Below are 12,389 nucleotides of genomic sequence, written 5' to 3' on the forward strand. Positions count from 1 at the left end.
CACCGGGATTTAATGGAGTTCGTTTACCGAGAGGGTCCAGGCGGCGCATCAGGACCGTTTCCGACCTGCCAAAGAACCCGCTTTTCGTGTCCGCTGCCCAGAACGACCTGCCACTTTGCGAATCCGGCGGAAAGGTCTCCCGTAGTGGGTAGGTCGCTCTCAACGATAATGGCATCGAAGCCGCCGAACCCATGAGCTTTCGCCCTCACATAGAGGGATGTTCCCTCTCTGACTAGGTTGCCAGGCAAAGCGCGTGAATAGTCTGCGCTGAACACGCTCGTCTCATCGATTTCGATGCGAACTCCGGGAAATACCAGTCCAACCCAGCCGTCCGCACCGTCGGCCTCGAACCAAGTGAACTGGTGGCTACCAGTCAGGATCAGAACAGCGGTCTTGCCCAACTTGGAAGTGCCGATGAGCAAAGCCTGATCTGAATCATGCCTCGGCAGGATGAGCGAAAGAGCGGCGCAGGAACTCGCACTGCCTACAGTGAACTCGCTGGTCGATATCATCTCAGCGCCTGTGTGGATGGTTGCTACGGCTTTGAAGTGGACCAATGAGCTGTTCCCAGAGGAGCTCCGCCGCACCCTCCTGCGTCAGCTTTTGACCCCGACTTGACCCATACGCGGACATGCCCAAGTTGGTGAAAAACAGGGATTGATCATCGCAGTCCACGGAAAGGGACTCGTTGAAAGAGTTGCTGTCGAGCTTCTCACCTTGAATGTAATTGATGCCCCCGAGCATTCCCCCCAGGTAGATCGTTGCCCGAGCAACGTCCTTCCCATCCTCATAAATTGTGGAGAAGAAGCGGTTGGCGTCGATTCGTCGGAACGATCCCTCGTAACCCGGATTTCGTTCTTCGAGCTCGTTAAGGGAGTTCTCGAAGTGTTTGGCGATGTAGTCGAAGGTTTCCGCCTTGAACTGATCTTTGTCCCGCTGCGTAAAAGTCTTGGCGAGACGCAAATTGCTCGACCTCGGGCCTGGCCGGGATTGCGCGGGCAGGGAACTCGCGACGACGCCTGGGGGCATTCCCGCAGCAGGCGTCGCACGCGCGCTTGGCGAAGCCAGCGCAGCTTGCTTGGTTTGGCGATGGGTGGCCGCTGCGCGAACGGCCTTGGCCACCTGCAAGAAAGCGTCGTCGAGGTCAGCCCATTGCTTCACCGGCTTGCCGTCGGTTGGAGTAGCCATGAGCTTCCCAAAAGGAGCGTGGTGCCATTCGCAGGCCCTCAAGATGACCGGGATGACGGTTGCTTCGCCTGAGTCATGTCGTTCCAGCGCCCGCCTCATTTCCCTGTCGTAGCAGTAAGGTGATGCAAGGAAGTCGGGACTGACGAGAAGCAGGATGATGTCATCGCTGTTGATGTGCTCATCGATCGTTTTATCGATTTCTTGGCCTGCGATGATGCGTCGATCGTGCCAAGTTTCGATAATTCCTTGATGCTTAAGCATCGCGAGCTGCTTCTCGAGCTGGTCGCGCAGCTCCTCGTCTGCATGGCAATAGGAAAAGAAGACGCTGGGCAAGATCATGCTCCTTAAGGCGCTGAGCGGAGAGTCGTAGAGTCGATTCTATCCAAAGCTGGCGAGCCTGGCTCATTAAATCAGGCCGCGGCTCCTCCAATAAGCATGGCTGCGGTTGTCGTGCCTGATGCGACTGGACGATGGTCCTATCGTGGCTCCTACCCAGGGGAGGCGCTGGCAATGAAAGACGGCATTTACCATGTTCGTTTCTTGTCGAACAGGAAGGGAGTCGGCGAGGGCATCGCTGTATTCAAAGAGGGCAGCGTCAACGGCGGCGACTCGGGCTATACCTATTCACGATCGAAGCAGGGTGACGGCGCTGGGTTTACGACCAAGCTGACCATCGAACGCTGGGATCCGGGCTCCGAATCCGTGTTTGGCGGGCTCGACCAGTTCGAACTCGTGTTCCGGGGCGATGCCACGGATGCCCGCTTTAGTGCCAATGGCAGCATCGTCGGGCGCTCTGAAGCCACGTTGGTAGTGGAAGGGCGCTACTTGACCCCTGCACTCTGAGCGACACCAACGAGAAGGCCCCCGAGTTGGGGGCCTTCTTTGATCCGGCGGAGCTTCTTAGGATTGGGTCAGCTGTGCCCAGAGCACAAGCAGAAACATGGGCAACCCACTCAGCAGCCCGAACACCCACAGGGCTCCCATAAGAGTCAGCGGCGTCATGACCCACCACTGCCACCACGTGAACCCATGATCCCGCTGCCGAGCCTCCCAAGCTGCTGCCGAATGCAGTCGTTCCACCTTCCGCGTTCCTCGCCGGGCCATCAACGGCCCGACAATGAACCCGAAAGGTCCGAGGAAGAGCAGGGACAGCGAATACCACCAGAAGAAGCGCTCCCGGGGAGTCCTGACGCTCTTGATGGTCCTGATAGATGGCGCAGTTACGCGATCTGCGTGGGCAAAGTGCAGGGAAGGGGCCTGGCTCTTCATTGGGCGTAGGCCCTCCAGCTTCCGTCGGCCTTGGCATACCGCAGATTTTTGTCGACGGGAAGCGGGACTCGATTGCCCATCATGTCCATCACCACTGTGCCTCGCGTATCGCACCGATAGCCGTCCGCGTCCCCCGCCCGCGTGCACCCGGTCAGAGTGAACCCATCGATCGTGACGACGGGTGCCGAGGCGCTCTGGGCCATCAAGTCGGCCAAGGCCTGCTTGGCCTGCTCTTCGGACGGTTTGCTGCTGCAGGCGGTAAGGCAGAGTGCCGCAGCGGCGGCAAGGATCCATGCTTTCATGTCGTTTCCCTATTGGTGAGGGCGCAAGGCCCGGGGTGCCTCAGCGGTCGCGGTTGCCATCGGGCCGGAACCCCGCGATCCACATCCTGGTGTCCTTGAATGGCGTCAGGATTCCGGACGGGCCCGGGTGGAGATCTGAGGTCTGGATGAAGCCACTGACCCACGCCACCCGAAGTGCCACATCAACGGCGCGATCGGAGACGCCAGGGCGGGACACGTTGACGACAAAGGGCTGGGCAGGCGGGTTGGGGCCCGTGGAGCGGCTGGCCCCCGTATTGGGTTTCCCGGAAGGCACGCGGACCCCAGTGAGGGTGTCCCGCCCCTTCCACAGTGCAGAGGTGTTCAACTCGGCGGTGTCGCCCAGATCGTCGGTCTCGGTCACGGCGGCATTGGCGCAGGTCCGGAACGTCTCCGTGGTGGATGACGCAGGACTGGTCCAGATCCGAGCCTCGACGGTCCAGCAGGGCAGGGACGCGCCCCACTCGGTGTAGGTCAGTGCCACCCGGGGCCACTCCAGCTTGCCGAGCTGAGCCTGCTGGTGGTTGTCCGCCCTGAACAGCTTGGGCAGCTTGCCGGCTCCACTGAGGGGCGTGTAGATGGCTCCCAAGCCGTTCGAGCGTCCAGGGGCCGCCCGGTTCGTGGCGGAGGACTTGATGCCGATGGCCTGCTGCCCGGCGTCCTTGAGGCTGGTCCCAAGCTGACGGAAGAAGCCGGGCTTGTTCGGAGCCGCCGGCACCTCTTCTTGGGCGAGGACGGGGAGGGAGAAAGACAGTGCAAGGAGCGAGGCGACCGCTCCGTGTCGTGAGTGCTTCATATGCAGCCCCTGTAGACCGCCAACCCGGCGGCATTTACGATAATCGCAGATGTGCAACCGAGTTCCAACCGTCAAACTGAGAGGGAATTCAGCTGTGGTGCAAGTTTTCGGATGCCGCAACCCAAGACGCCCTCGACGATCTACGGCAAACGACTGCGCAGTGCGCGGATTGCTCGAGGCTGGACGCAGGCACAACTGGCCGAGCGCATTGGGATGGTGGACTCAGTCTCTGGGGCGACCCGGGTGAGCCGGTACGAGACCGGGCAGCACGACCCGGACCCAGCTACGTCTGAGGCGTTGGCAAAAGCGCTGGGTTTGCCGGTCGCGTATTTCCACGCGACCTCAGACGTGTTGGCCGAGGTGATCTTGCTCGTGAGTAAGCTGCCCTTGGCCAAGCAAAGGGAGGCCCTCGAGAAGCTCAAGGAGTTTGCTGGCAAGACCAAGGGCTGAGGTTCGCCCGCTTGCGGCTTCTTGCAGCAGGACCGATTAAAAGGCTTGTGTTGTGAACCACCTCCCTCGGCCTTGCATACGGCTTGGGCGGGTGTTGCCTCTAGAAACCCCTATCTGCCGCCGTTAGTCGATGAGGCGCCCGGGAACGTTACGGCAAGAAGGGCTTCGTCGGGCCCATGAGCGGTACTCTTCAGTTCGTGGGCTGAGCCAAGTTGTATCTGTGACAATCAATAGGGAGCGTCGGATGGACATGGAAGCAAGAGCCGAAATATCGGGCTGGGGCAAGGCATACGCGACAAATCCCGATTTCAAAGCGATCTTCGACGAGATGCACGAGGCCTTGGACGGGTTGCCTCCGCCCCTTCACGCCAGGGGGCAAGAGCTTCCGTTCCCCCAGCTTCATCACGCATGCCTCGGCGCAGATCTGCACCTGGTGGCTGCCCTCTTGGATGCCGGTATTGCGGCCGACGCATACCCCTGCACCGAAGACGAAGACGACGAGCCGGCTTTGGTGTGGCTCGCTCGAGACGACCTCTTGAACACTGACGAAAAGATCAGGCTCGCGACCCTGTTGCTCGACCGCGGCGCGGATGTCAATGAAGGTGATCCGCTGGAACACGCCAAGGAGGCCGACCAGACGCAGTTCGTTGCTTTTCTGTTAAGCCGTGGAGCAGGGTGACCACGTGGTTGTTCAACCTCGCGCAGGAGCTGTTGTTGCTGTCTAGGGCGGGCTCCCTCCCAGATGAGCGGGCATTGCTGGCAGCGACGGCGAGGCGCTTGGACCGGCGCCTCGCACGTCATGCACAGCGGCGTTCAGCGGTAGCAGCGCCGGACGTGCGGGACCTACCGCATGAGCTTGCGGGCAGCAGCCAGCGGCCCCTGACTTAACGATCCGCCCTCCTACGGCGATAGCTGACCACCCGATCGCGCCCCTCGCCCTTAGCCTTGTATAGGGCCTTGTCGGCCTGCCGAATGGCGTGGTCGGCGTCCTCGTGTGTTTCTGGGAAATGACTGACGCCCATGGAGACAGTGATGCTGCCGACGATGGGGAATGCGTGGTCGTGGATGCTTCTGCGGAGCCGCTCGGCGACGAACTCAGCGGTCTCAGCGCTCACGTCGGGCAACAGCAGCAAGAATTCCTCGCCCCCGATGCGACAGAGGACATCTTCTGCCCGGGAGTTCTGTCGCATCAGATCGGCCACACCCGCAATTACCCCGTCGCCTACCTCATGACCGTGGCGGTCATTGACCTTCTTGAAATGGTCAATGTCCAAGGCAATGATCGCAAACCGCGTTCCCGAGTTGGACAGAAAACCTAGCGCTCTTTCCAGACCCCGGCGGTTGAGCAAGCCGGTCAGTGGATCGGTCAGTACGGCCTGGTCCAGCCGACCAATTCGGTCGTTGAACGCATTGAAACTGATCAGCACGGCCTTCTGTAGTTCATCTGCTTCGTAATACCACGTATCAACCGCAGTCACGGTCAGAATCGCCTGAGACACATCGCTGTTCTGGGCCGTCGATGCCAGCTGCCACAACGGCCGTGAAATGCGCCGGGAAACCACCCAGATCAGTAGAAGCGAGAGGATGCCCAGAGGGGCGGCGTTGAGCAGCACAGTGTTCATCAGGCGTGTCAGCGGCCGCAGGGTAGCCTCGACGGGACGTTGAGAAACGATGCCCCAATGCACGGCTGGGATAGGCGCATACCCGGCCAACATATGCACCCCATGGCTGTTGATCGTGGGCATGGCACCGGCTTCTCCGCGAGAAACGGCCTTGACCACTTCATTTTTTAACGCCGATTCGCCCACCCGGTCAGGTTCGGGGTGATAGAGAAGCTTTCCGTCCTGGCCTACGACGTAAAGATACGACCCGTCCCGGTAGTAGTGCGTTCCAAGTAGGGTATGGAGCACGTTGGGCTCCTTCAAGTGGATTGAAGCGCTGATGTAGCCTTGGTAACCCCCAGGCGGGTCAAAGATTGGTTGCGAGATGGTCAGGACCAACTTGCCGGTCGCAGAAACGTAGGGGTTGCTCACGAGCGGGGCGCGACTTGCGATCGCTAAGGAGTTGGCTAAGCTGGAAAGAACCTGGCCGTCGATCTGCGGTAGGGTCGGGGAAGATGCCGTCACTCGTCCTTGGTTGTCCACCACCACAACCGAGTTGAACGCATTTGTCTGGGATTGCAGTCGATGTGCCTCTGCGGAATCGACGCCACTGCCAATGCCTCCGGCTCCAATGGCCCGTGCGCTGTATTCCAGCTGCTGCTGGGTCGATACCAGAAAATTATGGGTGGTCTGCGCGAGCTTGTGGGCATAGACGCGGTTGGACTCAAGTGCGTTATTGATCAGCTGCTCGCGTTGGACCTGATACGCCGCAAAAACCGCATTTGCCAACATGACCCCAGCTGAGAGAATGGCGAGCCCGACGATCAACCGTTGGAGATTAAGGTGTTTGGCGATCTTCCTCATATGTCCTGCGTCCCTTCGTACGATTCCATAATTGCCTCAGGCCAGCAGCACAAGATTCGGTGTTGAGGGCAGGGGCGCCAGGCAATGGGGTGTCGGCTGCGTCTCTTATCTAACTCAAGCCTACGATGACTGACAGACGATGAACAAACGGCATTAACGGCAACGCCACTGACGCGATCTAGCCCTTAATGGTTAAGCACACAGCGGTTGAGACCCCGGGTGCAGGATCAGCCTTGCAAAAAAGTGCCGCGCCCGCTGGTCACGACGGCCACCAATGGGGCGTCATTGCCTGAAACTCACCACGATCATCTGGGGGAGAACATCGTGGGCGGGCAATCCAGCGGCGCGCGGCCGGCCTCGGGTCTAAGTTGGATGACCCAAGGCAGTGTCGATCATTCCATCCAAGATGTAGACAGAGCGTGGAAAGGCGGTGAGGAGTTCATTCAAGAGTCAAGCACTGAATCCAGTGGCGCGCGTCGGCTGGCCAGTTCTCGCGCATTTACGGGCCGGCCGAAGAACCACCCTTGGCCAATCGCCTCCGGGGCGAGGCTGCGGAGCATGGCCGCCTCGGCCGACGTTTCAATGCCCTCGATGGTCACGTCCAGGTTCAACTTGAGTGCTAGCTCATAAACGGCGGGAAGAACAGAACGAAGCGGAGAGTCGGTCGTAATGGCCCCCGTAAACAAACGATCAATCTTGATGCCATTGAAGCTCGTGCGAGCTAAGTGGGAGAAGTTCGAATGGCCCGTTCCGAAATCATCGATGAGGAATCGAAAGCCTGCCCCTTGAAGGAGCGCCATGTTTTTGAAAAATTCTGGCGTCACGATATCGTTGCGTTCGGTCACTTCAAAACAGACCTGGAACGGCCTCAAATGCCGACTCTCAACTTGGCTCAGCGCGTAGTCGGGGAAGGAGCCATCTGCAATATCCTCCGGCTCCACGTTGATGCAGACGTAGAGCTCGGCATCCGGTAGAAGAACTCCTTCGATGTCATCAAGCGCGGTGGCGAGGACGTATCTTGAAAGCACAGGGCCAAAGCCATTGACTTGGGCGAGGGGCACAAAGATGTCCGGACCGATCTCCTCCTCGGGGGAGATATGCCACCTGGCGAGCGCCTCGAAGCCAACGGTGGATCCGTCGGATATCTTTCGAAGGGGCTGAAACACGATGGTCAACTCACCGCTTTCTATCGCACTCTGTAGGCGTTGCTCTAGGCTCCTTTCCAAGTTGCGATAGCGGATTGCCATCCACCCCAAGCACAGGCCGGTGACCAGTCCCAAGCCAGCAAAAGTCGCGAGCAGGTGGGAGGGCAACGACCACAGCGCGGTGCGCGGTGAAGTAACTGCTGCGCAGACTCCGACCGTGTCGCTGCAATAGCTGCGCTCAAGCGTGTCGTTTCGATGCCAGTCCCGTGCGTTAGCGACAGGTTCAACTGACCTAAACGTGTATTCGCCATTGGCTGTGGCGATCACAATGCGGCTGGTCCTGGACGGATCTACATTGTCAAATGCAGACGGGGAAGTCACCGTAGCGACGTTGCCCCGGACCACGATGTTCGTGGCGATGTAGGGGGAATGGAGCACGTCAGACGACCTCCAAATGCCGGCTCCGTTTCGCTGAAACCTGGGGGCAGGCAAGACCATGGGGGGCTCCAAGGCTCCCCATAGGGCCGTGCAGACGATTTGGCCGTCGCGAACCTTTCCCACGTCGCTCATGTAGCTGGAACTGAAGGCGATGGCTTTGAGGTTTCGCAGGTCTGTGTCGGAGCAATCTTCTCCGCGTGTTGCCAAGGCTTGCTTGGCGGCTGCGGCGCTGCTGCGCGCGATCACTTCTGCCTGACCAACTGCCAGTCGGGCGGCCGCAGACGCGCGTTCGACGTCTTGCACGTAGAGAACCGCCTGCGCGATTACGAGAGTGGTCAACATCGTCAACCCGACGGCCGCTGCCAAAGCTAAGCCGTCTTGGGTCCTGTTGCGTTTGCGCATCTGTTTGAGCCTTGGGAAGCAATGGCTGTGCTTGGAGGTGCTCGCCAACGCTGGTATTTGATAGCACTTTGTGCCGCCAGGTGGAAGGAGGGGGCGCTCTCTTGAGTGTCAGGGAGTAGGGTGTCGCGGGTTGTGTCCGCCCGGTGCTTGAAGGCAGTGGGGATTGGCCGTAAGTTGGTGGTCGGCAGGCGGTGGCCTATTCAGGTTTTCTGCGGCGGCGATAGACCGGCCACTGCTTTCGGGCCGCTTCACTGTGCCCCCAGCAGTAAAGTCAGGATCGCAGCATGAAGAATCCCTACGCAGGCAGCGACAAAGCAACGCTGTGTCAGAAGGCTCGTGAACGAGCGTCCGTTTTGCTGGATGAGACCCATCCGGGTCCATTCGTGCCTGGACAACGAACCCCATACCTGACCCGGGAAGAAAAGCGGCTGAGGCTCTTGGATACTGCTCAGCTACTGGAGTGCCTTGCGGCAAGGCTACTTGGGGACGAGGCCGTGGCGGGCAGCCCACGGCAATGGTTTCTCTCAGGCAGGTTGACCCTGGTTGAAGCCCATCAGGCAGAGTTGGATCGCAAGTCACGTGCCGCCCGCCTTGAATCGCTAATGGACGCAACTGACTTCATCTTGGGGGTGGGTGGGCGGGCATGGATAAGCGAGCGCGACCACTCCCGGCGCAGTCGCTATGACCTGGCCTTGGAGAGCGATCAAGGTTTGATGGTAGTTTTGGCGGAACTGCAGGGACTGAAGAAGGGTCCTTCCGAGGGCAACACAGGAGGGGCTGCCTCGGCGCCGGAAGCGGGGGAAACAGAAGGTCACGAGGCAGGGGGATGAGTCGCCCCACCGAAGCGGTGTTATCCAGTATGGAGACGCTCACGGCCTCTGTACTCCCGCGATCGGACTATTGCCGTTCATCCCCGGTCTCCCTTTGGATCAGCTATGACCCCCAGTGCCCGCTCCGCGATGACTCATTGGGCTTCTACGCCCATGTTCCTGGACCTCACCGTCGGGATAGCCGCCGAGCAGATGCAGGAGATCCTCCCGCATTATCCGCATCCGTCGGATCAGCCCATCGCCATCTGCGTCAACGGTTACCGCTGGTTTGGAAGTGAAATGGAAGCGCTAGCCGATGCCATCCATCGGGCTGCCCGTCGGCCTCACCTCCATCATTTGTCCTTGGCTGGGGCAGACTGGGAGGTTGAAAGAAACAAAGAAGGGTTGTGGGCAGTCCCCGGACGATGTTCGCCAAAGAGCCGCAACGAGCGTGTTCTCGACAGCTTGGGAACCGACACAGCCCTCTTTCGGACCACGGACTCGGCGACCGCCTAGCTGACGATGCAGGTTGGAGCGGGCTAGCGTCTGCCTTGATGGGTAATGGAACGTGGAATCCGAACGCCGACTGAGGCGACCAAGATGTCAAACCGGGCCCATCGGAAGGGTCTTCCGAAAGTGACGTTGGTGCTCGGCGCCGCTAAAAACCCAGGCGATGCGCGTCACATTTTTGAAGGGAATCGCCCGCTGGCCGGGGTGAGAAGCGCCATGCCGTCTGGCATACTCCCGCCGCCGGAAAGGGGGGCATGCAAGTGAACATCAAGAAGAAGGTTAGAGCGGTGGGTGAAGCTTCCTATCACCCGTGGCCAGAGCTGAACCACGCTGCCCGGGTTCTGAGACGGGCAGCCCGCGAACAGGGCGCATCCAAGCTGCATGTGGTTACCGGCGCCGTCGTTCTGACGGCTTTCGCGGTCGAGGCGTTCTGCCAGACCCTGGGACCGGATTTGTTCCCCGACCGCTGGGCTTCGGGCGCTAAGCCCCTTGTGGAGAAGGCCGTGCTCCGCAAGCTGGAACTGATTGGCCACGAGGTTGGGGTGGACGTGGACTACAACCAAGAGCCGTGGATACACGTCAGCGCATTGTTCGAGGCCAAGCGCCAGCTCCTGACTCCAAGCTCAAGCCCAGTCCCGCTGGATGAGGACGTGTCAGTGGATGAGGACGCAGATCCTAGGTTTGATGTCCACGCGGCAGTGCAGCGGCACTTTCGACCACTCCACAACTTAGTTCAGCTGGAGAAGGTGGCGGCGGAGGTCAACAAAGGCCTGCTTAACATCTGGGACGCCGCCGGCGGGGCGGAGGCCGTGCTCGATGTGTTGGGACACACTTCTTGGGCGATACAATCGGCTGAGTGACGTGCTGGGCCCAGGGGTGGGGCCGGCCCAATTACGTGTGGAGGGTGGCTTGGGGACAGATCAATCGGATGAACGGTTCTACTCCGTTCGTTTGGCGACGGAGGACACAGGGTATCTGGCCGAAGTTTGGCAAGACGCCCCTGATCGATGGGTGCTGCTTGCCGTTACTCCGGACGCAGGCCGCGCTCTTCTGGACTTGAGGCGCCCGTTTCCGTCTTTGAAAGACGCGCTTTTGGCAGCCGAGGCTCTCGCGGGGCACGCCATACGGGCTGCGCGGGAAAGCACCAAAGGAAATGACCGGTAGCTTGGCGACTGATCTTTTGCGCAGTGCGGTGCTCTTTGTCTGCCCTGACCATCCTCTGGCAGTCCTTTTCCATACTTATGACGTTGGACAGGTGTCTCACTCTCCGCCATGCAGAGTCGCCGCCGCTCTAGGGGCTTGATCCCACTGACTCGGTGGCTGAATATGGAAGAACGCCGCCCTTGGGCAATTGTGCTTCTCCTATCGAGGGCCAGCCTCTGTTTGATCAGTCGGCCGCACAGCAGGGCGCAGGCGCCGTATCCACTTCTCGAAAGCCAGCAGAAAATTGCTGAGACGTAGCTCCATTGAACCGTCCAAATTGCCCTGGCGGACATCGAACGAGCGCGGGGCGTCTGCGATGAAGAGCTGGGGCGTCGGCATCGTTAAGGCACCCACGGCCGTCAGGGCGTGCCGCAGCTGTGCTTGTGCCAAGCGGGTGCCCCAAGGCCCCACGGTCGCTCCTGTTATGGCCACAGGCTTTCCCGCGAAGGCTGGACCGGCTGCGCCGCTCCGGGAAAGCCAGTCGATGGTGTTCTTCAGGACGCCTGGCAGAGACTGGTTGTACTCGGGCGTGGCTATCAGTATCGCGTCAGCTGCCGCGATGGCCTCGCGCAAACGAGCAACCCCGCCTAGTCCGCGTTCCCCCGTGGCCTCCAGATCCTCGTCAAACATAGGAATGTCGGCAATGGTGTCGTGCACCTTCAAGATCATCTGAGGCGGTGCCATCTGGGCGGCCGCATTCAAGAGTTGTCGGTTGTAGCTGTCCCGTCTCAGACTGCCAGCGACAGCGAGGACGTGGATTGAAGTAGCGGGGCATGCCATGGGGTGGCTCCTTGGGTATCAAAGCAAAAGAAGGGCCGCAGCCGTGATCAACGCAGCGCCCATCGCTTGGTCAAATCGACGCTGCGACTCAGGTGTGCGCAGAATCCCGGCAAGACGACGACCTGCTACCGCCCACAAGAGCAGGCATGCGGTGGGAATCACCACAAAGATGGGCGCCAGCCAGGCAAACGTCATTGCCCCACCCATTGGTGGAAATGCGGCAACGAGGGACAGAACCATCACCCAGCTTTTGGGGTTCAAGAACTGGAACACAAACACGCCATAGAACCCAGCTGGCAGGGGAGAGTCCTTGCCTGGGCTCGCCGAGCCACGCATCATTGTGAGTCCTAGCCAAGCTAGGTAGGTGGCGCCCGCAATGGCGACGCCCAAACGAAAATGGGGCGTCGTTAGCACGGCAGAACCCGCCGCAATGGTGCCTGCCAGCATCGCGATTCCCCCGCAGACAACGCCACCAATGGCCGACCAGGCGCGGGAGCCGTCCCCAGCCGCTGCTGCCCGAAGCACCACGACATTATTCGGCCCCGGGCTTAATGCAGCCACCAAGACCACGCCCGCAGCACCGGCGAATGAGTTGAAGATCATAGGGTTGCGCC

14 protein-coding genes are annotated in these 12,389 nt (G+C 60.2%); 5 read left to right on the forward strand and 9 right to left on the reverse strand.

Going from position 1 to position 12,389, the window contains the following annotated elements:
• Window positions 1-23: 23 nt before the first annotated feature.
• Together ABIA71_RS15495 and ABIA71_RS15500 are read right to left on the reverse strand one after the other, a co-directional pair.
• Window positions 24-512 (reverse strand): hypothetical protein, encoded by a 489-nt coding sequence (locus ABIA71_RS15495; RefSeq protein WP_088434126.1) that lies wholly within the window; start codon window positions 510-512, stop codon window positions 24-26.
• Between the two features lies 1 nt (window position 513).
• The gene (locus tag ABIA71_RS15500; RefSeq protein WP_354286371.1) at window positions 514-1,527 is read right to left on the reverse strand and encodes a toll/interleukin-1 receptor domain-containing protein; all 1,014 of its coding nucleotides are present in this window, start codon (window positions 1,525-1,527) and stop codon (window positions 514-516) included.
• Between the two features lie 171 nt (window positions 1,528-1,698).
• Between ABIA71_RS15500 and ABIA71_RS15505 the strand changes: the two genes are divergently transcribed.
• Window positions 1,699-2,031 carry a GrlR family regulatory protein gene (locus ABIA71_RS15505; protein ID WP_354286373.1) on the forward strand — a complete coding sequence of 111 codons (333 nt, stop codon included), beginning with the start codon at window positions 1,699-1,701 and terminating at the stop codon, window positions 2,029-2,031.
• A gap of 57 nt (window positions 2,032-2,088) precedes the next feature.
• Here ABIA71_RS15505 and ABIA71_RS15510 read toward each other — a convergent pair whose 3' ends face one another.
• The 3 genes from ABIA71_RS15510 to ABIA71_RS15520 are packed head-to-tail and all read right to left on the reverse strand — an operon-like array spanning window position 2,089 to window position 3,573.
• Window positions 2,089-2,475 (reverse strand): hypothetical protein, encoded by a 387-nt coding sequence (locus tag ABIA71_RS15510; RefSeq protein ID WP_502961263.1) that lies wholly within the window; start codon window positions 2,473-2,475, stop codon window positions 2,089-2,091.
• Window positions 2,454-2,759, reverse strand: coding sequence for a hypothetical protein (locus ABIA71_RS15515; RefSeq protein WP_088434123.1), 306 nt, complete (start codon window positions 2,757-2,759; stop codon window positions 2,454-2,456). The genes ABIA71_RS15510 and ABIA71_RS15515 overlap by 22 nt, the downstream gene beginning before the upstream one ends.
• Before the next feature lie 40 nt (window positions 2,760-2,799).
• Window positions 2,800-3,573, reverse strand: coding sequence for a hypothetical protein (locus ABIA71_RS15520; protein ID WP_088434122.1), 774 nt, complete (start codon window positions 3,571-3,573; stop codon window positions 2,800-2,802).
• Between the two features lie 111 nt (window positions 3,574-3,684).
• Between ABIA71_RS15520 and ABIA71_RS15525 the strand changes: the two genes are divergently transcribed.
• Window positions 3,685-4,023: a helix-turn-helix domain-containing protein gene (locus ABIA71_RS15525; RefSeq protein ID WP_088434121.1), complete on the forward strand. Its 339-nt coding sequence runs from the start codon at window positions 3,685-3,687 to the stop codon at window positions 4,021-4,023.
• Window positions 4,024-4,267: 244 nt separating this feature from the next.
• Complete coding sequence (locus ABIA71_RS15530; protein ID WP_088434120.1) at window positions 4,268-4,702, forward strand: ankyrin repeat domain-containing protein; 435 nt, start codon at window positions 4,268-4,270, stop codon at window positions 4,700-4,702.
• Window positions 4,703-4,907: 205 nt separating this feature from the next.
• Here ABIA71_RS15530 and ABIA71_RS15535 read toward each other — a convergent pair whose 3' ends face one another.
• Both ABIA71_RS15535 and ABIA71_RS15540 read right to left on the reverse strand, forming a co-directional pair.
• Window positions 4,908-6,488: a sensor domain-containing diguanylate cyclase gene (locus ABIA71_RS15535; protein ID WP_354286375.1), complete on the reverse strand. Its 1,581-nt coding sequence runs from the start codon at window positions 6,486-6,488 to the stop codon at window positions 4,908-4,910.
• A 443-nt stretch (window positions 6,489-6,931) separates the two neighbouring features.
• A complete protein-coding gene (locus ABIA71_RS15540; RefSeq protein ID WP_354286377.1) occupies window positions 6,932-8,473 on the reverse strand; it encodes an EAL domain-containing protein in 1,542 nt (513 codons plus the stop codon).
• A 284-nt stretch (window positions 8,474-8,757) separates the two neighbouring features.
• On the opposite strand from ABIA71_RS15540, the gene ABIA71_RS15545 reads away from it, so the two are divergent.
• Window positions 8,758-9,303, forward strand: coding sequence for a hypothetical protein (locus ABIA71_RS15545; protein ID WP_293980111.1), 546 nt, complete (start codon window positions 8,758-8,760; stop codon window positions 9,301-9,303).
• Window positions 9,304-10,046: 743 nt separating this feature from the next.
• Window positions 10,047-10,652, forward strand: a complete 606-nt coding sequence (locus ABIA71_RS15550) for a hypothetical protein (RefSeq protein ID WP_088434332.1) — start codon at window positions 10,047-10,049, stop codon at window positions 10,650-10,652.
• Window positions 10,653-11,154: 502 nt separating this feature from the next.
• Here the strand turns inward: ABIA71_RS15550 and ABIA71_RS15555 are convergent.
• Both ABIA71_RS15555 and ABIA71_RS15560 read right to left on the reverse strand, forming a co-directional pair.
• A complete protein-coding gene (locus tag ABIA71_RS15555) occupies window positions 11,155-11,775 on the reverse strand; it encodes an NADPH-dependent FMN reductase (protein WP_293980113.1) in 621 nt (206 codons plus the stop codon).
• An 18-nt stretch (window positions 11,776-11,793) separates the two neighbouring features.
• Window positions 11,794-12,378, reverse strand: a complete 585-nt coding sequence (locus ABIA71_RS15560) for a LysE family translocator (RefSeq protein WP_088434334.1) — start codon at window positions 12,376-12,378, stop codon at window positions 11,794-11,796.
• Window positions 12,379-12,389: the final 11 nt, after the last annotated feature.

This window comes from Stenotrophomonas sp. 2619 (assembly GCF_040548725.1).
GTDB classification, from domain to species: domain Bacteria; phylum Pseudomonadota; class Gammaproteobacteria; order Xanthomonadales; family Xanthomonadaceae; genus Stenotrophomonas; species Stenotrophomonas maltophilia_AP.

Coding starts and splice junctions, on each gene's coding strand:
- ABIA71_RS15535 (WP_354286375.1), bottom strand. CDS start 6,488: ATGAGGAAGATCGCCAAACACCTTAATCTCCAACGGTTGATCGTCGGG.
- ABIA71_RS15515 (WP_088434123.1), bottom strand. CDS start 2,759: ATGAAAGCATGGATCCTTGCCGCCGCTGCGGCACTCTGCCTTACCGCC.
- ABIA71_RS15525 (WP_088434121.1), top strand. CDS start 3,685: ATGCCGCAACCCAAGACGCCCTCGACGATCTACGGCAAACGACTGCGC.
- ABIA71_RS15560 (WP_088434334.1), bottom strand. CDS start 12,378: ATGATCTTCAACTCATTCGCCGGTGCTGCGGGCGTGGTCTTGGTGGCT.
- ABIA71_RS15520 (WP_088434122.1), bottom strand. CDS start 3,573: ATGAAGCACTCACGACACGGAGCGGTCGCCTCGCTCCTTGCACTGTCT.
- ABIA71_RS15505 (WP_354286373.1), top strand. CDS start 1,699: ATGAAAGACGGCATTTACCATGTTCGTTTCTTGTCGAACAGGAAGGGA.
- ABIA71_RS15550 (WP_088434332.1), top strand. CDS start 10,047: ATGCAAGTGAACATCAAGAAGAAGGTTAGAGCGGTGGGTGAAGCTTCC.
- ABIA71_RS15530 (WP_088434120.1), top strand. CDS start 4,268: ATGGACATGGAAGCAAGAGCCGAAATATCGGGCTGGGGCAAGGCATAC.
- ABIA71_RS15540 (WP_354286377.1), bottom strand. CDS start 8,473: ATGCGCAAACGCAACAGGACCCAAGACGGCTTAGCTTTGGCAGCGGCC.
- ABIA71_RS15545 (WP_293980111.1), top strand. CDS start 8,758: ATGAAGAATCCCTACGCAGGCAGCGACAAAGCAACGCTGTGTCAGAAG.
- ABIA71_RS15555 (WP_293980113.1), bottom strand. CDS start 11,775: ATGGCATGCCCCGCTACTTCAATCCACGTCCTCGCTGTCGCTGGCAGT.
- ABIA71_RS15495 (WP_088434126.1), bottom strand. CDS start 512: ATGATATCGACCAGCGAGTTCACTGTAGGCAGTGCGAGTTCCTGCGCC.
- ABIA71_RS15500 (WP_354286371.1), bottom strand. CDS start 1,527: ATGATCTTGCCCAGCGTCTTCTTTTCCTATTGCCATGCAGACGAGGAG.